General features: G+C 61.8%; 23 protein-coding genes. 17 read left to right on the top strand and 6 right to left on the bottom strand.

The window, feature by feature from the left end:
* Positions 1-925: 925 nt before the first annotated feature.
* The 12 genes from FD715_RS10580 to FD715_RS10525 all read left to right on the top strand — a co-directional run bounded on the left by FD715_RS10580 (position 926) and on the right by FD715_RS10525 (position 13,958).
* Entirely contained in the window at positions 926-3,784 is a 2,859-nt protein-coding gene (locus FD715_RS10580; protein ID WP_147109276.1) for a monovalent cation/H+ antiporter subunit A, read from the top strand.
* A gap of 1 nt (position 3,785) precedes the next feature.
* Positions 3,786-4,145 carry a Na+/H+ antiporter subunit C gene (locus FD715_RS10575; RefSeq protein WP_147109273.1) on the top strand — a complete coding sequence of 120 codons (360 nt, stop codon included), beginning with the start codon at positions 3,786-3,788 and terminating at the stop codon, positions 4,143-4,145.
* Entirely contained in the window at positions 4,142-5,692 is a 1,551-nt protein-coding gene (locus FD715_RS10570) for a monovalent cation/H+ antiporter subunit D (protein ID WP_147109269.1), read from the top strand. The genes FD715_RS10575 and FD715_RS10570 overlap by 4 nt, the downstream gene beginning before the upstream one ends.
* A gap of 3 nt (positions 5,693-5,695) precedes the next feature.
* A complete protein-coding gene (locus tag FD715_RS10565; protein WP_147109266.1) occupies positions 5,696-6,187 on the top strand; it encodes a Na+/H+ antiporter subunit E in 492 nt (163 codons plus the stop codon).
* Complete coding sequence (locus FD715_RS10560; RefSeq protein WP_147109261.1) at positions 6,184-6,453, top strand: K+/H+ antiporter subunit F; 270 nt, start codon at positions 6,184-6,186, stop codon at positions 6,451-6,453. The genes FD715_RS10565 and FD715_RS10560 overlap by 4 nt, the downstream gene beginning before the upstream one ends.
* 9 nt (positions 6,454-6,462) lie before the next feature.
* On the top strand, positions 6,463-6,846 hold the full coding sequence (locus tag FD715_RS10555) for a Na+/H+ antiporter subunit G (protein ID WP_147109258.1): 384 nt from the start codon (positions 6,463-6,465) through the stop codon (positions 6,844-6,846).
* A 532-nt stretch (positions 6,847-7,378) separates the two neighbouring features.
* The gene (locus FD715_RS10550) at positions 7,379-8,230 is read left to right on the top strand and encodes a universal stress protein (RefSeq protein WP_147109255.1); all 852 of its coding nucleotides are present in this window, start codon (positions 7,379-7,381) and stop codon (positions 8,228-8,230) included.
* A gap of 119 nt (positions 8,231-8,349) precedes the next feature.
* On the top strand, positions 8,350-9,321 hold the full coding sequence (locus FD715_RS10545; RefSeq protein ID WP_147109252.1) for a tripartite tricarboxylate transporter substrate binding protein: 972 nt from the start codon (positions 8,350-8,352) through the stop codon (positions 9,319-9,321).
* 27 nt (positions 9,322-9,348) lie between these two features.
* Positions 9,349-9,852, top strand: a complete 504-nt coding sequence (locus tag FD715_RS10540; protein ID WP_147109249.1) for a tripartite tricarboxylate transporter TctB family protein — start codon at positions 9,349-9,351, stop codon at positions 9,850-9,852.
* Between the two features lie 24 nt (positions 9,853-9,876).
* A complete protein-coding gene (locus FD715_RS10535; protein ID WP_147109245.1) occupies positions 9,877-11,388 on the top strand; it encodes a tripartite tricarboxylate transporter permease in 1,512 nt (503 codons plus the stop codon).
* 67 nt (positions 11,389-11,455) lie between these two features.
* A complete protein-coding gene (locus tag FD715_RS10530; protein ID WP_147109243.1) occupies positions 11,456-12,967 on the top strand; it encodes an acyl--CoA ligase in 1,512 nt (503 codons plus the stop codon).
* Between the two features lie 10 nt (positions 12,968-12,977).
* Positions 12,978-13,958 (top strand): 2-dehydropantoate 2-reductase, encoded by a 981-nt coding sequence (locus FD715_RS10525; RefSeq protein ID WP_147109239.1) that lies wholly within the window; start codon positions 12,978-12,980, stop codon positions 13,956-13,958.
* 325 nt (positions 13,959-14,283) lie between these two features.
* Here the strand turns inward: FD715_RS10525 and FD715_RS10520 are convergent, their stop codons facing one another.
* The 5 genes from FD715_RS10520 to FD715_RS10500 all read right to left on the bottom strand — a co-directional run bounded on the left by FD715_RS10520 (position 14,284) and on the right by FD715_RS10500 (position 17,981).
* Positions 14,284-14,484 (bottom strand): hypothetical protein, encoded by a 201-nt coding sequence (locus tag FD715_RS10520; protein ID WP_370455379.1) that lies wholly within the window; start codon positions 14,482-14,484, stop codon positions 14,284-14,286.
* A gap of 121 nt (positions 14,485-14,605) precedes the next feature.
* Positions 14,606-15,220, bottom strand: coding sequence for a glycerol-3-phosphate 1-O-acyltransferase PlsY (gene plsY / locus FD715_RS10515; RefSeq protein ID WP_147109234.1), 615 nt, complete (start codon positions 15,218-15,220; stop codon positions 14,606-14,608).
* Positions 15,221-16,501 (bottom strand): dihydroorotase, encoded by a 1,281-nt coding sequence (gene pyrC, locus FD715_RS10510; protein WP_147109231.1) that lies wholly within the window; start codon positions 16,499-16,501, stop codon positions 15,221-15,223.
* A complete protein-coding gene (locus tag FD715_RS10505) occupies positions 16,498-17,040 on the bottom strand; it encodes a hypothetical protein (RefSeq protein WP_147109228.1) in 543 nt (180 codons plus the stop codon). Before FD715_RS10505 ends, pyrC begins: the two co-directional genes overlap by 4 nt.
* On the bottom strand, positions 17,037-17,981 hold the full coding sequence (locus tag FD715_RS10500; protein WP_147109225.1) for an aspartate carbamoyltransferase catalytic subunit: 945 nt from the start codon (positions 17,979-17,981) through the stop codon (positions 17,037-17,039). The genes FD715_RS10505 and FD715_RS10500 overlap by 4 nt, the downstream gene beginning before the upstream one ends.
* A gap of 141 nt (positions 17,982-18,122) precedes the next feature.
* On the opposite strand from FD715_RS10500, the gene FD715_RS10495 reads away from it, so the two are divergent.
* The 5 genes from FD715_RS10495 (at position 18,123) to FD715_RS10475 (ending at position 25,223) form a co-directional block, all read left to right on the top strand.
* Positions 18,123-18,887: a uracil-DNA glycosylase family protein gene (locus FD715_RS10495; RefSeq protein ID WP_147109222.1), complete on the top strand. Its 765-nt coding sequence runs from the start codon at positions 18,123-18,125 to the stop codon at positions 18,885-18,887.
* On the top strand, positions 18,884-19,504 hold the full coding sequence (locus FD715_RS10490; protein WP_147109220.1) for a LysE family translocator: 621 nt from the start codon (positions 18,884-18,886) through the stop codon (positions 19,502-19,504). Before FD715_RS10495 ends, FD715_RS10490 begins: the two co-directional genes overlap by 4 nt.
* On the top strand, positions 19,501-20,043 hold the full coding sequence (gene moaB, locus FD715_RS10485) for a molybdenum cofactor biosynthesis protein B (RefSeq protein ID WP_147109217.1): 543 nt from the start codon (positions 19,501-19,503) through the stop codon (positions 20,041-20,043). Before FD715_RS10490 ends, moaB begins: the two co-directional genes overlap by 4 nt.
* Positions 20,044-20,138: 95 nt before the next feature.
* Positions 20,139-21,605: an efflux RND transporter periplasmic adaptor subunit gene (locus FD715_RS10480; protein ID WP_147109214.1), complete on the top strand. Its 1,467-nt coding sequence runs from the start codon at positions 20,139-20,141 to the stop codon at positions 21,603-21,605.
* Positions 21,606-25,223, top strand: coding sequence for an efflux RND transporter permease subunit (locus FD715_RS10475; protein WP_147109211.1), 3,618 nt, complete (start codon positions 21,606-21,608; stop codon positions 25,221-25,223).
* Here FD715_RS10475 and FD715_RS10470 read toward each other — a convergent pair.
* The gene (locus tag FD715_RS10470; RefSeq protein WP_147109208.1) at positions 25,220-26,032 is read right to left on the bottom strand and encodes a protein-disulfide reductase DsbD domain-containing protein; all 813 of its coding nucleotides are present in this window, start codon (positions 26,030-26,032) and stop codon (positions 25,220-25,222) included. The two genes, FD715_RS10475 and FD715_RS10470, sit on opposite strands and share 4 nt — an antisense overlap.
* Positions 26,033-26,158 lie beyond the last annotated feature (126 nt).

The raw sequence follows: 26,158 nt of genomic DNA, 5'->3' as shown, positions 1-26,158 counted from the left end.
CACCATTACACTCAGCAACGCAGTGTAACGCTGCCACGCCGAAGTCCGCCTTGCGAGTCGATCAAGGCTGGCCCGCCGCGATCGGCGTATCTTCGCGCGTATCGCTCGCAACAGGTGCTCGCGAAACGAAAGCTCCAGACGGCAGATTTGGCTCTTGAGGTTCACCTATGGTGGGGGTTCACTTCAGTTGGCCTTCTTGGTCTGCAGGGGGAGGCAGCGACATTCTTGGTCGGGCGCGTGTATCATGATGCCGACCTTGACATGGTTCCGCCGCTTGCCGACCGCGACATGCACGAACGCAAGAGTAAGCGAGTGCATCTTGGCGACCCTCTCCGGCTCGAGGTCACCGATGTTTACCGCACTCCTGCACCCAAGGGCTGCGCTGCCTTCTGGATCGCTCGCATCGAGATGACGGACCCCAAAAAAGGAACTGGTCGCATCAGCATTGCGTGCAACTTATCAATTCTAAACCCAGCGGCGATGGGGCGTACGGATGATGGCCAAAGACCAACTGAAGCGTATTGTGGTGGCGGTGGAACACGGCGAAGCCCCGCATTTCAAGTAGTCCAGCAGCGAAGCGGATGCATGAACGGTTTAGGTAGAATGTGGGGGCTTTGCAGGAATAAGCGTAATGACGCATGGTTTAGACAGCGTTGATCGCCAAAGCAGACCATGGCGAGGCCGCTGCAGACGAGTGTTTGACCTGCTCTTGACGGCTACGGCCCGAAGACAACGCAATCGGTCGAACGGCGGCTTTGCAGCGTGTCGGCCGTCGACGGAAGCAAGGCCCGCGACGTGACCTTCGGGAGCAAGCCCTTAGATGCAGATAAGATACGGTAGCTGATCGCGACAAAAGGATTGCTTGTGGTGCCTCGCGACCCCCGGTACGCATTGTTTGAATACGCAATAGAGACACGGCCACACCATGAGCCACGGGGGCACCCTCCTTTTTCTGATTTCTTTGATGCCTTTCATCGGCGCGTTGCTGCCGGGCATCATGATCCGGGCAGGGCGCAATGTTTGCGCCATCTCAACCGCGATACCGACGCTCATTGCACTGACGATGCTCATGGTGCTGGCACCGGGGGTGATGCGTGGCGAAGTTGTGCAGGCCAATATCGAATGGCTGCCGCAGCTTGGGTTGTCCGCGTCGTTCTTTCTTGATGGCTTGGGACTTCTCTTCGCGGCGATGATCCTGGGCGTTGGCCTGCTGATCACGCTATATGCCAGGTTCTACCTGTCGGGCGACGATCCTATGGGGCAGTTCTTTACCTTTCTCCTGCTGTTCCAGGGCGCGATGTTGGGCATTGTCATATCCGACAACATCCTGCTTTTGCTGATCTTCTGGGAGCTGACGTCTTTGTCCTCCTTCCTGCTCATCGGCTACTGGAAGCACCTGCCGGAGGGGCGCCAGGGCGCGCGGATGGCGCTGGCTGTGACAGGGGCCGGCGGGCTGGCGATGATCGGGGGTATGCTCATCCTGGGCAACATCGCAGGCAGCTATAACCTGACAGACATCCTGCGAGCCGGCGATGCGATCCGCGCCTCCGACTGGTATCTGACTGCGCTTATCCTGATCCTTCTAGGCGCCTTTACCAAATCGGCCCAGTTCCCGTTCCATTTCTGGCTGCCGCACGCCATGGCAGCGCCGACACCGGTATCGGCCTATTTGCACTCGGCAACCATGGTGAAGGCGGGCGTCTTCCTCATGGCCCGCATGTGGCCGGTTCTGTCGGGCACCGACGCATGGTTCTGCATCGTTGCGACCACAGGCCTGGTGACCATGGTGGTGGGCGCGCTCATCGCGCTGTTCAAAGATGATCTGAAGGCGCTGTTGGCCTTTTCCACCGTCAGCCACCTGGGCCTTCTGACGATGCTTTTGGGTTTCGGCACCACAGCCGCCGCTGTTGCCGCCGTCTTCCACATCATCAACCACCTGACCTTCAAGGCCGCGCTGTTCATGACCGCCGGGATCGTGGATCACGAAGTGCATACCAGAGACATCAAGCGTCTTGGCGGGCTGAGGCATTTGATGCCGATCACCTTCGTTGTCGGCACCGTGGCGGCCCTGTCCATGGCAGGTATTCCGCTGTTCAACGGGTTCCTGTCGAAAGAGATGATGCTGGAAGAGGCATCGCACACCGACTGGTGGAACAGCCCCTACGTCGTGCCCGTCCTGGCCACCATCGGTGCGCTTTTGTCGGTTGCCTATTCGCTGCGGTTTATCTTCCATGTGTTCTTGGGCCCGGTTCGTGACGATTACCCGGCCACGCCCCACGACCCACCCTTTGGAATGTGGGCCGCGCCCGCCCTGCTGGTCACGTTGGTCATCATCATAGGCGTCGCCCCGTTTCTTGCAGACGGCATTGTAACAGCGGCAGCCAGTGCCGTGACCGGCCAGGATCTGCACCCCCACCTTAAGATCTGGCACGGCGTTACACCCGCGCTGTGGATGTCGATCATCGCTGTTGCTGGCGGAGCCGTTCTGCTGATGCAGCATGGTGCGCTCGAAAAGATCTGGAACACCCTTCCACGGCCCGAGGCAAAAGCGATCTTCGACCGACTGGTCGCTGTTCTGGTCGCCACGACCCGGGCGATCACCGATGTCAGCCACAACGGCGCAGTCAGCCGATATCTGGCCATTTTTACGACCACTTCGGTGTTCCTCGGCTATTTCGCCTACACCTCCAGCGGGCTTTCAGCCCCGACGCGAGAGATGCTGCCGGTTGCCCCGGTCATTGCGGTCGGCTGGCTCATGCTGATCGTGGCCACCGCCTCGGTGGTTGTCATGCACCACTACCGCTTCCGCGCGCTGGTCCTGATCGGGATCATCGGGCTGTCAATCTCTGCCGGGTTCGCCTACCTCTCTGCGCCGGATCTGGCGCTGACCCAAATCTCGGTTGAGACAGTGACGATCATGTTGCTGCTTCTGGCGCTTCACTTCATGCCGAAATCGACCCCGAAAGAAAGCTCTGCGGGACTGCGCGCTCGCGACGGCGTGATCGCATTGGGGGCGGGCGGCGGTGTGGCGGCGCTCGCCCACGCCTTCCTGATCCGCGATATCGAGACGATTTCCGATTACCACATCGCCAACAGCTATGAGGGCGGCGGAGGCACCAACGTCGTGAACGTAATCCTGGTGGACTTCCGGGGCTATGACACGTTCGGAGAGATCATCGTCCTCGGGATCGCAGGCCTGGTGATCTACGCAATGATGCACGCGCTATTGGATGGACCGGCAGCACGCCGGCTGAAGAACGCTGACTACGATAACGACCGGTCTCGCGACAGGCACCCAATGATGATGGTGGTCGTGACCCGTGTGCTGATGCCAATTGCCTTGGTCGTGGGCCTATACATCTTCCTGCGCGGTCACAATGAGCCCGGCGGCGGATTTGTGGCGGGTCTGGTGGTCGCCATCGCGCTGTTGATGCAGTACATGGCCTCGGGCTTTGCCTGGACGCAGGAGCGCAAGAAGATCGAGTACCACACGATGATCGGGCTTGGTGTTGTAATCGCGGGCCTGACAGGTGTGGGCTCCTGGCTTGCGGGGGCACCGTTCCTGACCAGCTCCTATACCTACGTTCATCTGCCCCCGATTGAGGAGTTTGAGTTGGCGACCGCCATGCTCTTTGATCTTGGCGTGTTCCTGACCGTATTGGGCGCCGTCATGCTGATGCTGTACAGCCTAAGCCGCATCGCCCGTTTCGCAGGCGCCACGGTGAACGTCACGCCGATGGATTATGACCCAAGCCAGCAAGATCAAGAAGAGGCGAAGGGCTGATATGGAGCTTATCATTTCAAGCAGTATCGGTGTGTTGACGGCTGGCGGGGTTTACCTGCTGCTGCGGCTCAGAACCTTCCCCGTGATCCTGGGTCTTGCGCTGCTGTCCTATGCCGTGAACGTGTTCCTGTTCGCCAGCGGAAGGCTGGCCATCGACCAATCGCCCATCCTTTCGAAGTATGGTGAGGCCACCTATACCGACCCGCTGCCACAAGCTCTGGTCCTGACGGCGATCGTTATCTCCTTCGGCATGACGGCGGTGCTGGTGATGATCGGACTTGGCGCATTTCTGGAGGCCGATAGCGACCGGATCGACATCACGGCAGACGACGGCGAGACCGAAGACGGAGGGCGCGCGTGATGCACTGGATCGTCCTGCCCGTCATCCTGCCGGCCCTCTTGGCGCCGTTGATCGCTTTCGTGATGCGTCATGACATTGCCCTGGCACGTGTGGCGTCCGTCGCGGGCACGGTTCTACTGCTCGCCATCGCGGTGGTGCTGATCTTCATGGCTGGTGACGGCATCACCCATGTCTATCGGCTTGGCGACTGGCCCGCGCCCTTTGGCATTGTCCTCGTCCTGGACCAATTGTCGGCTTTGATGGTGCTGCTGACCTCGACCCTCGCGTTGATTGTGCTGATTCATGCCATCGCGACAGAATGGGACGCCAAAGGCCGCCACTTCCACGCGCTGTTCCAATTTCAGCTGATGGGCATCTGCGGGGCTTTCCTGACCGGCGACATCTTCAACCTTTTCGTGTTCTTCGAGGTTCTTCTGATCGCGTCCTACGGCTTGATGATCCACTCCGGGGGCAAAGAGCGGATGCGCGCGGGCCTGCAATACGTTGTGATGAACCTTGCGGGGTCGACCCTGTTCCTGTTCGCCTTAGGCACGCTTTACGCCTCTACCGGCACGCTGAACATTGCCGACCTCGCGGTGCGCATCCCCGAGATTCCGGCGGACGAGGCCGCGTTGGTCCGTGTTGCGGCGATCCTGCTGATGATCGTCTTTGCGGTAAAGGCGGCGCTCTTCCCGGTGCAGTTCTGGCTGCCTGCCACCTATTCCAATGCTCCTGCGCCCGTTGCGGCCCTGTTTGCGATCATGACCAAGGTGGGCGCGTACGCCATCCTGCGCATCCACACCACGGCCTTCGGGCCGGGGAGCCCTGGCACAGAGGATCTTGCCGCCACATGGCTTTTTCCCGCAGCCATCGTGACCATCGCCGTCGGTGCATTCGGGGTCCTCGGAGCGCGCCGCCTGATGCCGCTGATCGCATTCTCGGTTGTGGGATCGATGGGAACACTTTTGGTGGCAGTGGCAGTTTTTTCAACGACCGCCACGACGGCGGCCCTCTACTACATGGTCCATTCGACCTTTGCGGCGGCCTGCCTGTTTCTGATTGCAGACCTTGTCGTCACACGCCGATCCGCTGACACGTTGAGCGCTGAACCCCCGACCGTGCAGAATGGCCTGTTCGCAGTGCTGTTCTTCGCCGCCGCCATCGCCATGGCGGGCATGCCGCCGCTTAGCGGATTCCTTGGCAAACTGCTGGTTCTCGATGCCCTGCGCGAGCCGGGGTTCATCGGCTGGGCTTGGTCGGCCATCCTGATCGGGTCGCTTCTGACCATCGTCGGCTTCGCCCGCGCCGGGAGCACTCTTTTTTGGAAGTCTACCGCAATCGCGGCACCCGCAACCGAGACCCCTGACACTGCTGACGGTGTCGTGGCAGGCGCGCCGCCTGCGACGGTGATGCAGGTCGCACCAGGCATGCTAGGCCTCGCCGCTCTTGCGGCGCTGGCGCTTTTTGCAGGCCCGGTGTCGTCCTATCTCGACAGCACGTCTTCGCAGCTTCACAATCGTGAAGGCTATGTCGAGGCTGTCTTGGGCGCGGACGAAGAGGAGGGCTAAGGAATGCTGACCCGTCTGATCCCGCATCCCTTCCTCAGCTTGACCTTGATCCTGGTTTGGATCGGACTTGTGAACAAGTTCACCCTTGGCAACCTGATCCTCGGCACGGCCTTCGGCCTTATTATTCCGATGCTCACAGCTGCCTACTGGCCGAACCGCCCCTCCATCGCCCGCCCGCTGAAGATCGCGGAGTATGTGCTGATCGTTCTGTGGGACATCATCGTGGCCAATGTTCAGGTGGCCATGATCATCTTGTTTAAGCGTGAGACAGAGATCCGGTCGCAATGGATCCCCATCCCCCTCGAGCTGACCTCGGCCGAGGCGATCACAGTCCTGGCTGGGACGATCACGATGACACCGGGCACGGTCTCGGCCATGCTGTCCGCTGATGGTGGGTCGATCCTCGTGCACTGCCTGCACACCGATGACCCCGACGCCATCCGAGACGAGATCAAATCCCGCTACGAACGCCGCCTTCTGGAGATCTTCCCATGATCGAATACGCTCTCTTGTTTGCCGCCGGATGTTACGGCGTGGCACTACTGCTGGACCTGTGGCGGATCGCAATGGGCCCTGACGCCGCCGACCGCATCCTTGCGCTGGATACGATGGTGATCAACGTCATTGCGCTGCTGGTGCTCTACGGTGTCTGGCGCGGAACGGCGATTTACTTCGAACCAGCGATGCTGGTCGCCATGGTCGGTTTCGTGTCCACCGTTGCCTATTGCCGTTTCATCTTGCGCGGAGACATCATCGAATAGGGCCACACCATGAACATTGTTGCGGAAATCCTCATTTCACTCGCCCTCGTTGTCAGCGGCATCTTTGGCTTTGTGGGGTCCTATGGACTGATCAAGCTGAAGGACTCGGTGCAACGCCTGCATGCGCCCACAAAGGCCACAACACTGGGTGTCGGCGGGGTGTTGATCGCGTCGATGATTTTTTTCTATGCCAAGACCGGGCAGGTCTCGATCCACGAACTCCTGATCACATTGTTCTTGTTCCTGACCGCGCCCATCACAGCGAACTTCATCGCCAAAACGTATTTGGCGCGGAACGTGGAAGAGAACGATGTGCCCGAGTGCATGGGGGAATACGGTTGGTCGGTCTATTGCGACCCGCCGGAAACAAGCTCGGACAGTTCGCGCGGTTAGGTTTACCTAGCGCCCGCGATCATGTCATTCGCGGCTAAAAAGCGACACAGGGAAAGAGTGGACGGTTTGGTGAACCCAGGTAGCCCGAGCTCGCTGCGTGGCCGATGTACGCTGGGGCAGGGACCGAAGGCCACATCATGCCGACCCGGTGGCGAGATGTATTCAAGGCGCAAGCCCACATGATGTTGCGTGTTCGCGCTGGATTACGAACGGTACACGCGCCCCGGTGCCGGTCTGACTTCGTATCAGTAACGGTCGATTCATCGGTTCGCGGCAGGTTTGCTCTAGGAGACGGCGATCCAACTGCGAAATCCACGGTATACCACTGAATGCAGAAAAATATTTTCTTAACAAAGGCTTAAAAACGCTCACAAAAAAGGCAAAGCAAGTTTATTACTTTTGAAAGCGCGTTGACGAAATAATCGTGCAGCTATGTTAGTGGATCAATAGCTACTCGGTCGACTAGAATGCCCACCACTGATCCATGGAATTCCCGTCAAACGCAGCGCGAAGGCACGGGGAAGGTCAGACGATGATAAAATCCGTCCTTGTCCCGGTGCGCGGCGACGGCATGGTGGCGACCGTTCTTGCGCACGCGGCGGAACTTGCCAAGAAACATGACGCAAAGGTCAGTGTTGTTCATTGCCGGGCGCAGCCAAGGGATCTGATGCCGCAGGGCGTCCCTTTGAACGACTTCGCGCGCAAAGTCATGATGGAGCAGGCCAGTGAGCTTGCGACGCGACAGGAAGACCACCTTCGAGGGATACTGCATAGGCTGGCGCGCGAGTTCGGACTTAACGATGAACCCAACGCAAACAGCGGTGTGACCTGTACCTTTACAGAAGTGCAGGGACGCATGGCTGACGTGGTCAAGCACGCGGGGCGCTTGTCGGATATTATCGTGCTTCCAAAGCCGCAGCGGGAACGCAACCTTGGCCAAAGTTCTTTGAAGGCAGCGCTTTATGGTGCGGGCCGTCCGGTTTTGATCTGTCCTGGGCAACTGGAACCGGACGCCACGTTCGCGCAGCACGTCGCCATCGGTTGGAATGGATCGCTGCCCGCCGCACGGGCCGTTGCATCGTCTCTGGACATCATCCACGCGGCTGAACGTGTCAGCATCCTGACCGGCGGGAAAGTGCAGAGCGACGGACCCAACGCAAACGACTTGGTGAACTACTACGCGCTGCGCGGCATCACCGCGGACATCGTTCACTTCGATGGAAAGGACCCCGCCACCGAACTTCTCAATGCCTGTCAAAGCATCGGGGCCAGCTTGCTTGTCACGGGCGCGTACAGCCACAGCCACGAGACCGAGATGTTGTTCGGCGGCAATACCGAGCGCATCGTCGACCAAACAGAAATGCCCATTCTGATGGCGCACTAAACAACTTTGCCCAACCCAACATGCACGGGCGACCGGAGACATGGGCACAAACGAGCATACCGCACACCGCGCGGACATTACGCGTCCACAGGACGGTTTACACTAGGGAGGACTACATCATGACACTTACCAAACGGCTTTTCCTTGGGCTGGCTGCCAGCAGCGCTCTTGCAACATTGCCGATCTCCGCCGTGGCACAGGACTGGCAACCGACCCGCCCGGTTGATTTCACGATCATGGCCGGTGCCGGGGGCGGTGCAGACCAGATTGCACGCTTCGTGCAATCGGTTGTCGAAGCCAATGACATGATGAACCGTCCTCTGATCCCCACCAACCGGGGCGGCGGATCTGGTGCCGAGGCGCTGTTGCATCTGAAGGACGCCCGTGATCCCGACCATACGCTTATGGTCACGTTGAACTCATTCTACACGACACCGATCCGCCAAGAGGGTCTGGGCGTCGATATCGAGACCTTCACACCCATCACCATGATGGGCGTCGACCCCTTCGTGCTCTGGGTGCACACGGACTCGGGCATTACGACCTTTGATGAATACCTTGCTGCAGTCCGTGAGATGGGCGGCGAGTATGTCATGGGCGGCACCGGCTCGGGGCAAGAGGATTCCATCGTCATCGCCTACATGTCCGGGGTCTATGACCTCGATATCAACTACATCCCCTACGATGGTGGCGGCGCGGTGGCACGTGATCTTGCCGGTCAGCAGATCATGGCAACCGTCAACAACCCGGCCGAGGCCAACGGATTTTATGAAGCGGGCGATTTCGTGCCGCTGCTGGCCTTCTCGGACGAGCGTATGGAAGCCTATCCGGACGTGCCGACGATCCGGGAGTTGGGGCACGACTTTTCCTACTACAACCAGCGGGCTATCGTTGGTGCGCCGGGCATGTCGGATGAGGCCGCCGCCTACTACCGTGAGGTGTTTGGCCAGGTCTACGAGGGCGAAGACTGGCAGAACTACCTGAAGTCCGAAAGCCTGTCCCCCCTGCCGATGGACGAGGCCGAGACCCGCGCCTACTGGTCCACGCAGGTCGAAAACCACCGTGAGTTGCTGTCCAAGATCGACGGCTAAGCCAAGACAACGGAAAAGGGGGCAGGAATGCGCCAAGGTGAGCTATCACTTGCAGGGTTTCTTGCCCTCCTTTCTCTGTATCTGATGTGGAAGAGCACTGAGCTTCCCATCGGCTACATCAGCGGACAAGGGCCCGGTGGCGGCTTTTGGCCCTTTTGGTTGTCTTTTGGCATGCTGCTAAGCTGCGCGGCCATCGCGTGGAATTGGTGGCGCGGCCGCAGCCCGGCATCGGTCTCGGACGAGCCGTTGATGGACGCATTCGGGTGGCGCACCGTCGCTCGTGTTGGCGGCGGGGTCGTGGCATTTGTGGCGCTCATCCCCATCATATCCATGTACGGCGCCATCTGCTTGTTCCTTGTCTACTACCTGCGCTTTCTGGGGCGGCATTCGTGGCTTTTGACGCTGGCGATCGCGATCGCGTTGCCCATCGGGCTGTTCTTTTTCTTCGAGGGCGCGATGTACATCTCGATGCCGCAGGGCCTGCCGTTCACGCAGCCCTTCTTCGACATGATGTACGACATCATCTACTGACGCAGCCCTGCATCGAGGATCTCCATGGAAGTCTTTTCACTCATTGTCGATGGCGTCGCGACGGCGGTTCAACCGATCAACCTGATGTTGATCGTCGTGGGCGTGGCTGTGGGACTGTTTATCGGCGCGATGCCGGGCTTGGGGTCCGTCAACGGCGTTGCGATCCTTCTGCCAGTGACATTTCTCGTGCCACCCGCATCTGCCATCATCTTTCTTGCGGCGATCTACTATGGCGCGATGTACGGCGGGGCGATCTCGTCTGTCACACTTGGCATTCCGGGCGCCTCTACCGCTGTGGCGACAACCTTCGACGGACGCCCCCTGGCGCTTCAAGGGCGTGCGAGCCTCGCCCTTGTGACGGCGGCATTGGCGTCTTTCGTGGGCGGCACGGTCGCCACGGTGTTTTTCAGCCTGTTTGCCCCGCTTCTCGCAGACGTGGCGCTGTCTTTCGGACCGCCAGAAATCTTTGCCCTGATGCTGCTCGCCTTCGCGACCTTCGTCGGCCTTGGTGGGGATGACATCCCCAAGACGATCTTCTCGATCTGCTTCGGTCTTGTCCTCGCGACGGTGGGCTTTGACACCATCTCAGGCGAGCCGCGCCTCGTTCTGTTCGATATTCAGGGCTTCCTGCGCGGGATTGGGTTCATCGTGCTTGCGATCGGCGTCTACGGCATTGGTGAGATGCTTTGGACCATCGAGCAAACGCGCGGTGACGTGACCACCACAAACCCCAAGATGACCGCCAAAGGTCTGCTCTCGGACACCAAAGAGTCTGTGCGCCGGGGGTGGAAAGGCACATGGATCGGGTCGGTCCTCGGCTTTTTCGTGGGGGTTCTGCCGGCCGCTGGCGCGACACCGGGATCGTTGATGGCCTATGGCGTGGCCAAAATGACCTCTCGCAAGCCCGAAGAATACGGCACAGGCTCCCCCGATGGTGTGGCCGCGCCCGAGGCTGCGAACAACTCGGCCTCAACGGGTTCAATGCTGCCAATGCTGACCCTCGGCATTCCGGGCTCACCGACCACCGCGATTCTGCTAGGCGGGATGGTCATGTGGGGTCTCACACCGGGCCCGCGCCTGTTCGTTGACGAGAGCGAATTCGTCTGGGGCCTGATCGGATCTTTCTACATCTCGAACCTGGTGGCGGTCTTGATCAACCTCGCGTTCATACCGCTGTTCGTTTGGATGTTGCGGATGCCGTTCACCATTCTCGCCCCCTTGATCTTCGTGCTCTCGATCATCGGCGGCTTCGCGGCCACGCGCAGTATGCATGACATTTGGCTGATCGTGATTTTTGGGATAAGCGCCTTCTTCATGCGCAAGTTTGACTACCCGCTGGCCCCTGCCGTTCTTGCCATCGTGCTCGGCCCAATTGCCGAACCGACCCTGCGTCAGTCCTTGCTCTTGTCATCGGGCGATCCGATGATCTTCTTCACCCGGCCGATTGCTGCCCCTATCACGGTGATCGCACTCATTTTGATCTTGTGGCCCGCCGTAAAGCTGGTGCGCCGCAAACGGCAGGTGGTCAACGGCTGATCAGCGTGCTTGAACCGCACCAGTAAACGCGCCAGGCGCAACTCTACGCGATACAGAAAGACACAGAATGCAAACACTTGAAGACCTGATCCAGCGCCACCCCGGCACCGCCAATGCCATTGGCGCCCCCGGCCGGGACTGGATGACATACGCAGACCTCAACGCGCTGACGCAAGAGGTGCGAACAGCCTTGCGGGCTGCAGGTGTCGGTGCTCAGGACCGGGTTGCAATCGTCCTGCCCAATGGGCCTGAGATGGCGGCGGCTTTTGTCACGGTGGCGCAATCGGCCACCACCGCTCCGCTGAACCCGGCCTACAAAGAGGACGAATTCGCCTTTTATCTCGAAGACCTCAAGGCGCGCGCAATCATTGTGGAGGCAGGCTACGATGGACCAGCCCGCGCCGCCGCAAGTCGGTTTGACCTGACCGTGATCGAGCTGATGGCAACGGAACCGGCAGGCAACTTCACCCTGTCCACCGATGTGCAAGGCAGCGCGCCGGAGGCCGTGCCCACGGCGGATGACGTCGCCCTGATCCTGCACACCTCTGGCACCACCTCTCGGCCCAAAATCGTGCCGCTGCTGCAATCCAACGTGGCGGCATCGGCAGAAAACATCCGTGCGTCCTTGGCGCTTACGCCAGAGGATTGCTGCCTGAACGTGATGCCCTTGTTCCACATCCACGGTCTGATTGCCGCTGTTAGCGCGTCGCTTGCAGCGGGCGCGTCGATCAGCTGCGCGCCGGGCTTTGACGCCCTCAAGTTTTACGGTTGGCTCGAGCAGGTGAACCCCAGCTGGTACACCGCCGTTCCGACCATGCATCAGGCTATTCTGGCCCGCGCGCCGCGCAACGCCGAGATCATCGAAAAGGCACGCCTGCGCCTGTTGCGGTCGTCGTCATCGTCCTTGCCCGGTCCGGTCATGACCCAATTGGCAGACACATTCGGCGCGCCTGTTGTGGAAGCCTACGGCATGACGGAAGCCGCTCACCAGATGTGCAGCAACCCGATCGAGCCGGGCCGACAGAAACCCGGTGCCGTCGGTCTTGCCGCGGGACCGGAAGTACGTATCGCCCATGAAATTGAAAACCGCCTGATTGAGGGCGTCGGTGAGGTTTCCATCTCGGGACCCAATGTCACCCCAGGCTATGAGGGCAATCCCGAAGCCAACGAGAAGAACTTTTTTGAGGCCGACGGCAAGCGCTGGTTTCGTACCGGCGATCAGGGTGTGTTCGACGAAGACGGTTTTTTGTCCCTGACCGGTCGCTTGAAAGAGATCATCAACCGAGGTGGGGAAAAGATCAGCCCGCTTGAGGTGGACGGCATTCTCTCGGAACACCCGGCCATCGGCCAATGCGTCACCTTCGCCGTGCCCCACCCAAAGCTGGGAGAAGACGTGGCCGCAGCCGTGGTTCTGAAGGAGGGCCAAAGCGCCACCGACCGCGATATTCGCGACTTTGCCAGCGCGCGTCTGGCCGCGTTCAAGGTGCCACGCAAAGTTCTTATCCTCGACGAAATTCCGAAAGGTGCGACCGGCAAGTTGCAACGCATCGGCCTGGCCGAGAAACTGGGTTTGGGCTGAGGGGCGCAATATGAAGATTTGTATTTTTGGTGCCGGTGCAATCGGCGGCTACATGGGCGCGAAACTCGCCCAGGCCGGGGCGGATGTCAGCCTTGTGGCCCGCGGTCCGCATCTTGCCGCCATGCGCGAAAACGGCCTGCGTCTGATTGAGGAGACGGGTGAGACCACGGTCCGAGTCACGGCTTCGGACAACGCCGCAGACCTTGGCCCGCAGGACTATGTGATTGTCACGCTCAAGGCCCATTCGGTCCCCGGTGTGGTCCCGCATATGCAACCGCTCATCGGCGATCACACCACCATCGTTTCAGGCGTCAATGGGGTTCCGTGGTGGTACTTCCACAACCTCGGCGGGCCGCTCGACGGCACTCGTCTGGAAACTGTTGACCCCGGCAATGCACAATGGGACGGCTTTGGTCCCGACCGCGTGTTGGGCTGTGTCGTTTATCCCGCTGCCGAAGTCATCGAGCCGGGCGTTGTGAAGCATATCGAGGGCAACCGGTTTTCCCTGGGCGAACCCGATGGCTCGAAGTCCGAACGCGCGTTGGCGCTTTCCAAGGCGCTGGCCGCAGCGGGTCTGAAGGCGCCTGTACGTCCAAAGATCCGAGATGAGATTTGGGTCAAACTTTGGGGGAACCTGTCCTTCAACCCCATATCGGCGCTGACACATGCGACGCTAGATGTCCTGTGTACCGATTCCGGCACGCGAGAGGTCGCGCGCAACATGATGCTGGAGGCCCAAACCATTGCTGAAAAACTTGGTGTTAAATTCCCCATCGACGTTGATCGCCGCATCCAGGGCGGAGCAGATGTCGGCGCCCACCGCACATCCATGCTGCAAGACCTTGATCAGGGCCGCCCAATGGAAATCGACGCGCTTGTGGGGGCTGTGAAAGAACTCGGGCGCGTGACCGATACGCCAACACCAACCATCGACACGGTCCTTGCCTTGATCGCCTTGCGCGGAAAATCCGCCGGACTGTACCCGAGCTGAGAAAGGGCGATAGCTGCCATGCAGCGTGCTTTTTTGGTTGATCGCGGGCACGGTTTCGAACCCATTGTGCGCTGCCCAAGACTTGCGGACGATGCGTGACTTTCACTATGCGAGAAACCCAAAGCAGACGTCCATTTCGCAGCGACCGACGTGTGCGTCCCGATGCTACGGCCATGCAGCAGCGAAAATGTGGTTTTCGTGCGGGCGAAACCAAAAACCGCGAATGACCGATTTGGTGATGTAGGCTGCAACGCGGCGGTAAGTGCTCCGCATTCGCAAATGGTTGCTGTGCCAGTGTCAGGCGCAGTTGCGCAGCAACCTCAGATCACTGATCGCTTGCGTCCCCGGTCAAATCCACGACCAAGCCCTCCACGAACGCGCGCACCTTCGCTTCAGACATCTCGCAAGGCCTCAACAAGCCGCCCGATGCCAGCACGTAGCAGTTCAAGCTGATGTAATCCGAACCGCCCAGCTCCTCGGCCACTAGCTTTACGGATCGTCCATCGGCAAACAGAGTCTTGGTCACGACATATTGCGTCCCGTGCGCCCTACCGTGAAACGTACCTTCTGGTAGCGCGTTCAAAGCCGCCTCAAAAGTTGTCATACCTCGTAGGGCATGCACACATTGCGCACCGCAGTCCGGTCGCTCACGCCGATTTCTGCCCGATCTTTGGCTCCGTCCCGGCCTTGATCCGACGCATGTTCTCGCGGTGGCGCCAGAACACCAGAAGCGTCAGAATAACGCCCAAAATCAATGCCCTGGACGCGCCAAGCCCCATGATGAGAAAGGTAGACGCCGCTGCGGCGACGATCGCCCCCATGGACGAGATGCGCGACAGGCCCGCACCCACCAGCCAGGCGATGCATGCGCCAATCCCCACCGGCCAATGCAGCGCAAAGAGCAGGCCCAGGAATGTCGCCACACCCTTACCGCCCTTGAAACCCAGCCAGACAGGATAGCAGTGGCCCAGCATCGCAGCGAGCCCCGCGATCTGCGCCGCATCTTCGTGCCCGGTGGTCGCGCGGGCGAGCAGCAGGGCCGCAGCACCCTTGCCCGCATCCAGCAGCAGGGTCAGTGCGGCGGCGGTCTTGTTGCCGGTGCGCAGCACGTTCGTGGCGCCGATATTGCCTGATCCAATCTCACGAAGGTTGCCAAGGTTCATCATGCGGGCCAATACCATACCGAACGGTATGGAGCCCAGCAGGTAGCCGATCACCGCCCAGAGGGCCAGCGTGGCAGGTGTGCTTTCGATCAGGGGCATTTAGTCTTTCTTGTAAACGGAGCGTCCAGCGACAAAGGTTTGCAAAACCTTACCCTGCATCCGCGCCCCGTCAAACGGGGTGTTGCGCGATTTCGAGTGGAGTGTGGCACGGTCCATCACAAAGGGGGTGTGCGGGTCGAACAACACCAGATCAGCAGGTGCGCCGACGCACATGCGTCCACAGTCCAGACCCAGCCTCTTGGCCGGGTTCAACGACATCGCCCGCCATAGCGTCGGCAGGTCGATCAGGTTGGCGTGGAAGAGGCGCATGGCAGCAGGCAGAAGTGTTTCGAGAGCCACGGCGCCCGATGCCGCGGCCTCAAACGGCAAGCGCTTGCTTTCCTCATCCTGCGGGGTGTGCATGGAGCTGATGATGTCGATGAGACCCGATTGGACCGCCTCGGCTATGGCGATCCGATCCTCTTCGTCCCGCAGCGGCGGCTTGATCTTGAAAAAGGTCCGGTAGTCCGCGACATCCAGCGCATTTAGTGTCAGATGGTGGATCGAGGTGCCTGCAGTAATGTCGAACCCGTTGGCCTTGGCCCGTTCCAGCGGCGGCAGGGCACGGGCAGCGGTGATCTGGTCGGCGTGGTAGCGCGCGCCTGTCATCTCGACCATTGCGATGTCACGATCAAGTCCCATGCGTTCCGCCATTGGCGATACGGCAGGAAGGCCACGCAGCGAGGCGAACTTACCCGAGGTCGCCGCTGCACCCGCGCTCAGCCCCGGATCCTGCGGATGCCCCAACACCAGCGCCCCAAGTGAGCGGGCATAGGATAGCGCTCGGGCAAAGACCTTGCTGTCCGTCACCACCCGGTCGCAATCGGTGAAGGCCACGGCGCCTGCGTCCAGCAGAAACCCGATCTCGGTCATCTCGCGCCCCTGCCGCCCCTTGGTCAGCGCGGCCATGGGCAGGACGTTCACCGGGGCCGCCTCCCGCGCGCGGCGGATCACGAATTCCAGCGTCTCGGGGTTGTCGATGGCGGGATCGGTGTCGGGGCGGGTGACCATTGTCGTGACCCCACCTGCCGCTGCGGCCAGACCGGCAGACCCAAAGCTCTCCTTGTGCCGTTCACCGGGTTCACAGACCTTGACTCCGATGTCCACGATGCCGGGGGCGAGGTGTTTGCGGTTGCAGTCGATGACCTCTGTGGCCTCGGGGCGCGGGCTGTCATCCGTGATCACAGCGCTGATCCGGCCATCTGTTACCCCCAAGGCTCCGGTTGTGACCGATCCCTCGGGGTCCAGCAGCTTGGCATGTTCAAAGAGGATATCCGTCATCCGCCGATCCAGATCATGAGGTATGTCAACAAGCCCAGCACAATCAGGGCCACCATCGCGATGCGGCCCGACATGGCGGCGTCGGATGGCTTTTTCTTCACCGTCTCGGGCGGAGCGGAGTAGGGCTTGGCGCTGTCGGCCTCGATCTTTTCCGCCGCACTCCAATCTGTGCGCAACTCTCCATACGTGCCGATGAGCGTCAGCGAAGAGGCGGGGCGCAGTGTAACGGCGCGATCCTCGAAGGCCAGCGAGAACACGATCAGCACCCAACCGCCCAGTTTTTCCAGCTTGGTCCGGTCGGGGGCGAGTTGTTCCATCGGCACCGCGTTGCCTTCAGCAAGGTAGCCCACCAGTCCGATGCCTTCGAGGTCGGAGACGGGAAAGACCTCGACCTGATCCGTGTTCACATCCGTGCCGAGCGCGTCGTTTAGAGCAGCGGGATCGTCCTTGAGTGCCTGCGCTTCCTTGTCCGTCATGGACAAGGCAAAGACACGGATCACGCCGCGTTCGTGTGCGGGAACGGTCAGGGTGTCCGTCATGCGGCCCCCCGCACGGCGGCCAGATTGCGCGCCAGCAAGTCCATTGCAGCCATGCGCACAGCAACACCCATCTCAACCTGTTCCTGAATGACCGAGCGGTTGATGTCGTCGGCCAACGTTCCGTCGATTTCGACGCCGCGGTTCATCGGGCCGGGGTGCATGACGATGGCGTCGGGCTTGGCATGGGATAACTTGTCCGCGTCCAAGCCAAAACGGTGGTAATACTCGCGTTCGCTGGGGATAAACCCGCCGTCCATGCGCTCTTTCTGCAAGCGGAGCATCATCACCACATCGACGTCTTTCAGCCCTTCGGCCATGTCGTCATAGATTTCCACGCCAAATTCCGAGATGCCCGACGGCATCAGCGTCGGCGGTCCGATCAGCCGAATGCGGTTTTCCATCTTGCCCAGCAGGATGATGTTCGACCGGGCTACGCGGCTGTGGGCGATGTCACCGCAGATCGCGATGGACAGCCGGTGCAGCCGCCCCTTGGCCCGTCGGATGGTCAGCGCATCGAGAAGAGCCTGCGTGGGGTGTTCGTGCCGTCCGTCGCCTGCGTTCAGGACGGCGCAATTCACCTTTTGTGCCAGCAGGTCCACTGCCCCGGAATGCGGGTGCCGCACCACCAGCAGGTCGGGGTGCATCGCGTTGAGCGTCATGGCGGTGTCGATCAACGTCTCGCCCTTGGAGATTGACGAGGCCTGCATGGCCATGTTCATCACGTCCGCGCCCAGCCGTTTGCCCGCCAGTTCGAAACTGGCCTGCGTGCGGGTGGAGTTTTCAAAGAACATGTTGATCTGAGTCAGCCCCGCCAGCGCATCCTTGTGCTTGTCGGGGGCGCGGTTGAGGGCGACATACTCTTCGGCAAGGTCCAGAAGTGTCACGATCTCTTCGGGGCGGAGGTGTTCGATGCCCAGCAAGTGGCGGTGGGTGAATGTCATGGACTCTCCGTGCGGTGTTCGGCGCCGCGTTTGGGCGCTTATATGCGGCGTGCAGGCTAGGCGGCAAGCCGTCGGATTTGCATATTTGAAGAACAATGAAGGGGCATTCCTGTTCCCCCGTTTGCGGCATAGTGTGGGCCTATGGAATCGGCGGAGTATCACAGCGCCCTTGCGGCCTTGGCCTGGCAGATCGAGCTGGGCGCGGATGAGTGCATCGCGGATGCGCCGGTGAACCGCTATGAGGTGCCTGCATCCGTACAGAAGCCGAAACCTGCGTCGCAGCCTGCCGCCGCGCCTGTCATGCAGGTCGGTGTTGATCCGGTGACTGTCGCGCAGGCGGCGGCGGGTGCTGCGCAGGATCTGGAGGGGCTGCGGGCCGCTTTGGCCGCTTACGACCATTGCGAGTTGAAGAAGGGCGCGCGCAATCTGGTGTTCTCAGATGGCGTGCCCGGTGCCCGCGTGATGATCGTGGGGGAGGCCCCCGGTCGGGATGAGGACATGCAGGGCAAGCCCTTTGTTGGACGCGCCGGGCAGCTTTTGGACAAGATGCTGGCCGCCATCAACATGAGCCGTGACGAAAGCGTCTACATCACCAACGTGCTGCCCTGGCGTCCGCCGCAGAACCGCGATCCCAAGCCGGATGAGGTCGCCATGATGCAGCCTTTCCTGCATCGCCATATCGAACTTGCCAAACCGGATGTGCTGGTGGTCGTCGGCAACCATTCCTGTCAGGCGCTGCTGGGCAAGCGTGGCATCACACGGCTGCGCGGCAACTGGACCGAGGCGCGCGGCAAGCCTGCGCTGCCGATGTTCCACCCGGCGTACCTGCTGCGCAATCCGGCGGCGAAGCGCGAGGCTTGGGCAGATTTGCTGAGCCTGCAGGCGCATTTGAGGGGCGGGGCATGATTGATCCGATTGTCTATCTTACCTTTTTGCCCGCCGCGTTTGCCCTGGTCCTGACGCCGGGCCCCGACATGCTGTTTGCCATGGCCCAAGGCTTGCGGGGCGGGAAGGGGCCTGCAGTCGCCGCCTCTGCCGGGATTGCGAGCGGGGCTGTTATCAATGCTGGGCTGGCCGGGTTGGGCCTGGGCGCGCTGGTGTCTGCGGCCCCTTGGGTCTTTGGCGTGGTGCGCTGGGTTGGCGTCGCCTATCTGCTCTATCTGGCGATCAAGACGCTGATGTCGCCGCTTGTCGGTGAGAACACACGGCTCGTGCGCCCGTCGCGCGCCTTTCGTGATGGATTGATCGTGAACGTGTCGAACCCGTCGGTGATCCTGTTTATCCTCGCCTTCATTCCGCAATTCGTGGACCCGGCCCAGCCGATCCTGCCGCAATTCCTAGTATATGGCGGCACCATTGCGGTGTTGGGCTTCATCGTGAAGTCGGGCGTGGGCATGACCGCCGGTGGTCTCGGCCGCGCGCTGGCCCGGAACCCGGTCATTGAACGTGTGCTGCGCTGGGCGACGGCGGGGGTCTTTGGCGCCCTTGCCGCGCGCGTCGCCTTTGCCGGAGCGCGCCCATGAGCCGGATTGACGACAGCCTTGAGTTTATTGCCATCCGGATTGCCGTTCTGACGGTCAGTGACACGCGATCATTGGACGAGGACCGGTCGGGTGACGTGCTGGTAGGCAGGTTGACGGATGCTGGGCACGTGCTGGCGGATCGCAAGGTATTGCCGGACGAGCGGGCGCAGATTGCCGCGCAGTTACGGGCCTGGTGCGATGATCCGGAGATTGACGTGGTTCTGTCCACCGGTGGCACGGGCCTGACGGGCCGCGATGTCACGGTCGAGGCGCACCGGGATGTCTATGAAAAGGAGATCGACGCCTTTGGCACGGTCTTTACCATGGTGTCGATGCAAAAGATCGGGACCAGCGCAGTGCAAAGCCGGGCGACGGGGGGCGTGCGCAACGGCACGTACCTCTTTGCCCTGCCCGGCAGTCCGGGGGCCTGCAAGGATGCGTGGGACGAAATCCTCGGCCGGCAGCTCGATTATCGTCACCGCCCCTGCAATTTCGTCGAAATTTTACCGCGTCTTGACGAACATCAGCGACGGAAATAGCGCGGGCTTGCGTAACAGCTTTGTTGCTTGGACATTCACCGGGCGCGCCTAAATTATGATACGGTGCCGTAGAGGCGACTAAGGGCGTACAAAGAATGAGATTTTTGAGGCAAAGCCTGATCGGCCTGGTGTTGGCCGCGCTCAGTCTGGGGCTTTTGGCCTATGCGGGGTCGATCGTGGGCAGTGCCGTTCAGTCACGCCTGTCCGAAGAGCCGCGGACGCCGCCTGCGCGCGAGCGCGTTTTTGCGGTGGCTGTTGTCCGTGCCGCAGCGGGAACGGAAACCCCCGTGCTGGAAGCCTTTGGCGAGATTGCGAGCCGTCGGACACTTGAGCTGCGCGCGGCCGTTGCGGGCCGGGTGATCGAACTTGCGGACGGGTTCGAAGACGGTGGCGATGTCACCGCCGGTCAGGTGCTGGTGCGGATTGATCCGGCCAATGCCGAGGCGGCCCTAGCCCGCGCAGAGGCCGATCTGCTGGATGCCGAATCCGAAGTGCGCGATGCCGACCGTGCCCTGATCCTGGCACAGGACGAGCAACAGGCCGCACAGGTGCAGGCCGACCTGCAAGAGCGCGCGTTTCAGCGCCAACAGGACCTGCAAGCGCGTGGCGTGGGCACCGCCGCCGCCGTGGAGGGCGCGGAACTGGCCGCGGCATCGGCCCGGCAGGCGGTGCTGGCGCGCCGTCAGGTCGTGACCAGTGCCGAGGCGCGGATTGATCAGGCCAAGACTCAACTGGCCCGCGCCCGCATCGCATTGGACGAAGCGCAGCGCACCCTGGACGACACCACAGTCACCGCCCCCTTCGACGGCACGCTTAACGCGACCAGCGTGGTGGCCGGGCGCCTCGTCTCTGCAAATGAACAACTGGCAACGCTGATCGACCCCGGCGCGCTCGAAGTACGGTTTCGCGTATCGACGGCCCAGTTTTCGCGGCTGCTGAACGAAGATGGCGGCGTCATGGCGGCCCGGGTCACCGCAACGCTGGATGTCGTGGGGATTGACCTTGCCGCCACGGGCACCGTCAGCCGCGCCAGCGCAGGCGGCGGCGAGATGCAGACCGGGCGCTTGGTCTTTGCACGCCTCGACACTGGTCTCGGCTTCAAGCCGGGGGATTTTGTGACTGTGGCCGTGTCTGAACCCCCGCTCGATGATGTTGTGCGCTTGCCCGCGACGGCTGTCGATGTGTCCAACACGGTTCTGGTCCTGAGCGAGGACAACCGGCTTGAGAAACTCGACGTCGCCGTCCTGCGCCGCCAGGGCGACGACGTGCTCGTGCGTGGCGATGGCCTTGTCGGCCGCGACGTGGTCGAGGCGCGCTCGCCCCTGTTGGGGGCAGGCATATCGGTGCGGCCCCTTCAGCCACGGGCCGAGGAGGCGTCCGAAGCACCGCTTGAGCCCGAAATGGTCGAATTGACCGATGAACGGCGCGCCCGCCTGGTCGCCTTCGTCGAAGCGAGCGATCGCATGCCTGCGGACGCCAAGGAACGGGTGCTGGCCAGCCTTGCCGAAACGCATGTGCCAGCGCAGATGGTGGCCCGGCTGGAAAGCCGGATGGGGGGCTAGGTGGCGCGGCAGATCCCAAAGGCGGCGGGGGGCATCCTCAGCTATTTTGTCCGCCACCGGACCGTTGCGAACCTTCTTTTGCTGGTCATGCTTGTGGCTGGTGTGGCCGCTGTGCCCAACATGCGCGCGCAATTCTTTCCCGATGTGATTGTCGACAATGTGCGCGTGAACGTCACCTGGGACGGGGCAGGGGCCGAAGACGTGGACGCAGGTATCGTTCAGGTGCTGGAGCCGGGGCTGCTGGCTGTCGAAGGCGTGGAAAGCACCGAGTCCCGGTCGACCGAAGGCTCGGCACAGATCACGCTGGAGTTCGAGCCGGGTTGGGACATGGGCCGCGCCGCCGATGACGTGCAAACGGCGGTCGATGCGGTCACGACCTTGCCCGAGGATGCAGATGAACCCACCGTGCGACGCGGGGCCTGGCGCGACCGGGTGACGGATGTGGTCATCACCGGGCCCGTCGGCCCCGAACAACTGGGCCTGTTTGCTGACGAGTTTGTGGTCCGCCTATTTGCCGCAGGCGTCACCCGCACAACCATTCGCGGAGTGGCCGCGCCGCAGGTGCTGATCGAGGTGCCCTCGCTGTCGCTGATCGCAAACGAAGTCACGATGTCCGAAATCGCCGCCGCAATCGCAGCCGAGGTGGACACCGACCCCGCCGGTGACGTGACCGGTGCCAACGCGCGCGTGCGCACCGGCACCCAGAAACGCACGCCCGAGGAGATCGCAGGCATTGTTCTGCGGTCAAACCCGGATGGCTCGAAACTGCTTGTCCGTGATGTGGCGACCGTCCGGCAATTGGGAACGGCCCGCAACCGCAGCTATTTCGTGGGCGACGACCCGGCCGTGTCAGTGCGCGTCGATCGGTCAAACAACGGCGACGCCATCGCCATGCAGGCAACCGTGACCGACGTGGCGGCCGAGTTACGCGCAACCTTGCCGCCATCGGTCACGGTCGAGCTGATCCGCACGCGGGCCGAGGCAATTTCGGCCCGTTTGAACATCCTGATCGACAACGCCTTTGTCGGGCTGGGTCTGGTCATCACGTTGCTCTTTCTGTTTTTGAACGCGCGCACCGCGTTCTGGGTGGCTGCGGGGATCCCAGTGGCGCTGCTGGCGGCGATTGCACTGATGTACCTGGGCGGACTGACCATCAACATGGTGTCGCTTTTTGGTCTGATCATCACCCTTGGCATCGTGGTAGACGACGCCATTGTCGTGGGCGAACATGCCGATCACCGCCACCGCGCCTGGGGCGAGCCGCCCCTGGTTGCCGCCGAGAATGCGGCGCGGCGCATGTCCATGCCTGTCTTTGCCGCGACGCTGACCACGGTCATCGCCTTCTTCGGCCTGATCGCTGTCGGGGGCCGCTTCGGCGATCTGATCCGTGACATTCCATTCACCGTGATTGCGGTTCTGGTGGCGTCGCTCGTCGAGTGTTTCCTGATCCTGCCGCACCACATGGGGCATGCGCTGGCGGCCTCGGACAGGCCGCGTTTCAGCCGGGCCAAGCTCGCGGTTGCTCTCTTTAGTGTTGCTGCGCTGTCGGCTGTTGTCACCGGTGCGGCGGGTTACGTCATATGGTCAGAGACGATTGGCGGCTTTTCCGATGCGTGGCCTTACATGCTCGCCGGTCCAACGATCATGGCAGCTGTGTTCCTGTTGGCCCCGCGCACGGTGAAGGCGCGTTGGGTGGCGGCGATGGGCACCAAGGGGCTCGACACCCCGTCTGTCATCGTCAATGCGGGGTTCGAGTGGATGCGCGAGACGTTGTTCCGCCCGATGATGGCAGGCGTCATTGCCGCCCGCTATGTCGTGCTGGCGGGGGTTTGCGTCGTGCTGGCCAGCCAGCTGGCGCTGTTTATCGAACGTGACGTGCAGTGGCGGTTTTTCAACGCGCCGGAGCGCGGGTCTGTGACCGGCAATTTCGCGATGCTGGAAGGGGCAAGCCGCGCTGACACACTGGCCATGATGCGCGAGATGCAGCGCGCGACCGAAGCGCTGGGCGCACAGTATGAAGAGCGCTATGGCCGCAATCCCATCGACTATGTCATCGCCGAGATCGGCGGCAATGCAGGCCGCGGCCTGAGCGGGGTCGAGGCGAAGGATTCCGACCTGCTGGGCGGTATCTCGATCGAACTGATCGACGCGGATCTGCGCCCCTATTCGTCCTTCGCCTTTGTGGCGGAATTGCAGGACACTGTCGTCCGACATCCGCTGGTCGAAACAGTCAGTTTCCGCGGCTGGCGGTCGGGGCCGGGCGGTGACGCGCTGGACGTGCAGTTCTTTGGCGCGGACACCGACACGTTGAAGGCGGCCTCCGAAGACCTCAAGCGCGCGCTCTTGCAATATCCCGAGGTGAGCGCGGTCGAGGACAATCTGGCCTACGACAAGGAAGAGCTGATCCTCGATCTGACGTCGCAAGGTCAGGCGCTTGGCTTTACCATCGACATGCTGGGCCGCGTGCTGCGGGATCGGCTGAACGGGATCGAGGCCGCGACCTTCCCCGATGGCCCGCGCAGCGCCGAAATCCGGGTGGAGCTGCCCGAGGGCGAGCTGACCGCCGATTTCCTCGACCGCACGCAGATGCGCACGCCGGACGGGGGTTATGTGCCCCTTGCCGATATCGTGAGCGTCGAGCGCCGCACCGGCTTTTCGACCGTGCGACGCGAGAATGGAATCCGCCTGATTTCCGTGACCGGCGACATTTCCGAGGATGACCCCGTCCGAGCGACCGAGATCAACCGGGCGCTGGAGGAGGAAATCCTGCCCACCATCGCCGCCGAGCGGCAGGTGGAGTTCCGCAAGGCGGGGCTTAGCGAGCAGGAGGATGAGTTCCTGTCCGACAGCCTGACCGGGCTGATCCTTTGCCTCACAGGCATCTACCTCGTGCTGGCCTGGGTCTTTGCCAGTTGGACCCGACCCATCGTGGTCATGGCGATTATTCCCTTCGGCCTCGTCGGTACGATCTATGGCCACCACCTGTGGGATGTGCCGCTGAGCATGTTCACCGTCGTGGGCCTCTTGGGCATGACCGGCATCATCATCAACGACAGCATCGTTCTGGTCACAACGATCGACGATTATGCCAAGGATCGGGGTCTCTTCCCGTCGATCATCGACGGGGCAGCGGACCGGCTCAGGCCTGTGATGCTGACGACGCTTACCACCGTTCTTGGTATGACCCCGCTGCTTTATGAGACATCGCAGCAGGCGCAATTCCTAAAGCCCACGATCATCACGCTGGTCTACGGGCTTGGCTTTGGCATGGTGTTGGTGCTGCTTGTGGTGCCCGCATTGGTGGCGGTGCAGCACGACATCTCGCGCCAGATCAAGGCGATGCGGCGCGGGCTGTCCGCCCCTGCCGTCGCTGTGCGCTGGGGGTTCTTGGCGCTGTGGGCGGTGGTGCTGGCATGGTTCGGGGCGACGATGGGCTACACGCTGATCAACGGCGCGCTTCTGCCTGCATTCGCTCAGGCCTTGCCCGCGCTTGGCGAGCAAGCGGCGCTCAGCGGGGCACTGCTGCTGTTTGCGGGCGGTGTGCTGTTGCTGGGTTTTGTGGCATATGTGATCGCGGCGCTGGTGTTCCAGATCACGCGCTGGAGAACGGCTGCTTAACCGGCGCTGCAGCCTTGTACATCGACTGCGTAGTCGGCGCCCAAAATGGTGATCCGCACATCGGACCGATCCACGGCAAAGGCGCCGCCATCGGCGTGCATCATGTCACTGACTGCCACCACTGTGTCGCCCGCACGCGAGGTGCGCGCCTCGCTGACCCAGACGCCGGGCACGCCGGGTTCGATCACAGCCACCTCTGTGCCGCCGGTGTGGGGCAGGGCCACATGCGCTTCGATCTGCATGCCATTTTCAGTCGGGCGCAGGCGGCAGACGGATGACCGCACCTCTGCCTCCGACGCGGAGTATGGCATGTCGGCCAGGGCCGCCACGATGGCGGGTGTTGGTGTAAGGTCGGGGCTGTCCAGCATCTCGTCGATCTTGACGCTGTGGGGGATACAGACATCCGAACAGACGCCCATCGACAGGGTCGTGCGCAGGCGCATGGGCTTGTCGGGGCGCGCGGGCGTGATGTGCATGGGGATCACCACCTGTTCGGTGTACCCGATCGACCGCATGCCGTTCTGCACATGCACCTCCGGCGTGGGCCAGGACAGGCTGACGGCACCGATATTGCGGGCGCGGGACCAGTCGAAATGCGGCGGAATACCTGCGTCGCCCGGCGCGCGCCAATAGGTCTTCCACCCCGGCGCCAGCACCAGACGCACCGCAGCCAGCCGTTGCCCGTTGGGCAGGTCCCAGCCCTGCAGCACCTCAGTGTGCACGACGTGATCAAACCGCCCCTGCGCATTGCTGGGTACGGTGGTGACGGCCGAAAGGGCCGCGGCAAGGGACAGAAGGTGTTTTTTCATTCCCTCTACATGCCGAGTCAGGGGCGCGAATCCAAGTCACGTCCCGGTCAACTCGCTGTAACGAAACGGTGCGCGATGGCTTGCCTGCGGCACATCCGCAGGTTGCTCTGATCCGGCCACCACGCC

It is taken from the genome of Tateyamaria sp. syn59, assembly GCF_007995245.1.
Lineage (GTDB): Bacteria > Pseudomonadota > Alphaproteobacteria > Rhodobacterales > Rhodobacteraceae > Tateyamaria.
The sequence above is the reverse complement of the archived record's forward strand: the minus strand, read 5'-3'. Positions and strand labels throughout refer to the sequence as shown.

Coding starts and splice junctions, on each gene's coding strand:
- FD715_RS10545 (WP_147109252.1), top strand. CDS start 8,350: ATGACACTTACCAAACGGCTTTTCCTTGGGCTGGCTGCCAGCAGCGCT.
- FD715_RS10505 (WP_147109228.1), bottom strand. CDS start 17,040: ATGACGGACACCCTGACCGTTCCCGCACACGAACGCGGCGTGATCCGT.
- FD715_RS10560 (WP_147109261.1), top strand. CDS start 6,184: ATGATCGAATACGCTCTCTTGTTTGCCGCCGGATGTTACGGCGTGGCA.
- FD715_RS10525 (WP_147109239.1), top strand. CDS start 12,978: ATGAAGATTTGTATTTTTGGTGCCGGTGCAATCGGCGGCTACATGGGC.
- FD715_RS10470 (WP_147109208.1), bottom strand. CDS start 26,032: ATGAAAAAACACCTTCTGTCCCTTGCCGCGGCCCTTTCGGCCGTCACC.
- FD715_RS10580 (WP_147109276.1), top strand. CDS start 926: ATGAGCCACGGGGGCACCCTCCTTTTTCTGATTTCTTTGATGCCTTTC.
- pyrC (WP_147109231.1), bottom strand. CDS start 16,501: ATGACGGATATCCTCTTTGAACATGCCAAGCTGCTGGACCCCGAGGGA.
- FD715_RS10535 (WP_147109245.1), top strand. CDS start 9,877: ATGGAAGTCTTTTCACTCATTGTCGATGGCGTCGCGACGGCGGTTCAA.
- FD715_RS10495 (WP_147109222.1), top strand. CDS start 18,123: ATGGAATCGGCGGAGTATCACAGCGCCCTTGCGGCCTTGGCCTGGCAG.
- FD715_RS10490 (WP_147109220.1), top strand. CDS start 18,884: ATGATTGATCCGATTGTCTATCTTACCTTTTTGCCCGCCGCGTTTGCC.
- FD715_RS10480 (WP_147109214.1), top strand. CDS start 20,139: ATGAGATTTTTGAGGCAAAGCCTGATCGGCCTGGTGTTGGCCGCGCTC.
- FD715_RS10565 (WP_147109266.1), top strand. CDS start 5,696: ATGCTGACCCGTCTGATCCCGCATCCCTTCCTCAGCTTGACCTTGATC.
- FD715_RS10540 (WP_147109249.1), top strand. CDS start 9,349: ATGCGCCAAGGTGAGCTATCACTTGCAGGGTTTCTTGCCCTCCTTTCT.
- FD715_RS10550 (WP_147109255.1), top strand. CDS start 7,379: ATGATAAAATCCGTCCTTGTCCCGGTGCGCGGCGACGGCATGGTGGCG.
- FD715_RS10530 (WP_147109243.1), top strand. CDS start 11,456: ATGCAAACACTTGAAGACCTGATCCAGCGCCACCCCGGCACCGCCAAT.
- moaB (WP_147109217.1), top strand. CDS start 19,501: ATGAGCCGGATTGACGACAGCCTTGAGTTTATTGCCATCCGGATTGCC.
- FD715_RS10555 (WP_147109258.1), top strand. CDS start 6,463: ATGAACATTGTTGCGGAAATCCTCATTTCACTCGCCCTCGTTGTCAGC.
- FD715_RS10575 (WP_147109273.1), top strand. CDS start 3,786: ATGGAGCTTATCATTTCAAGCAGTATCGGTGTGTTGACGGCTGGCGGG.
- plsY (WP_147109234.1), bottom strand. CDS start 15,220: ATGCCCCTGATCGAAAGCACACCTGCCACGCTGGCCCTCTGGGCGGTG.
- FD715_RS10500 (WP_147109225.1), bottom strand. CDS start 17,981: ATGACATTCACCCACCGCCACTTGCTGGGCATCGAACACCTCCGCCCC.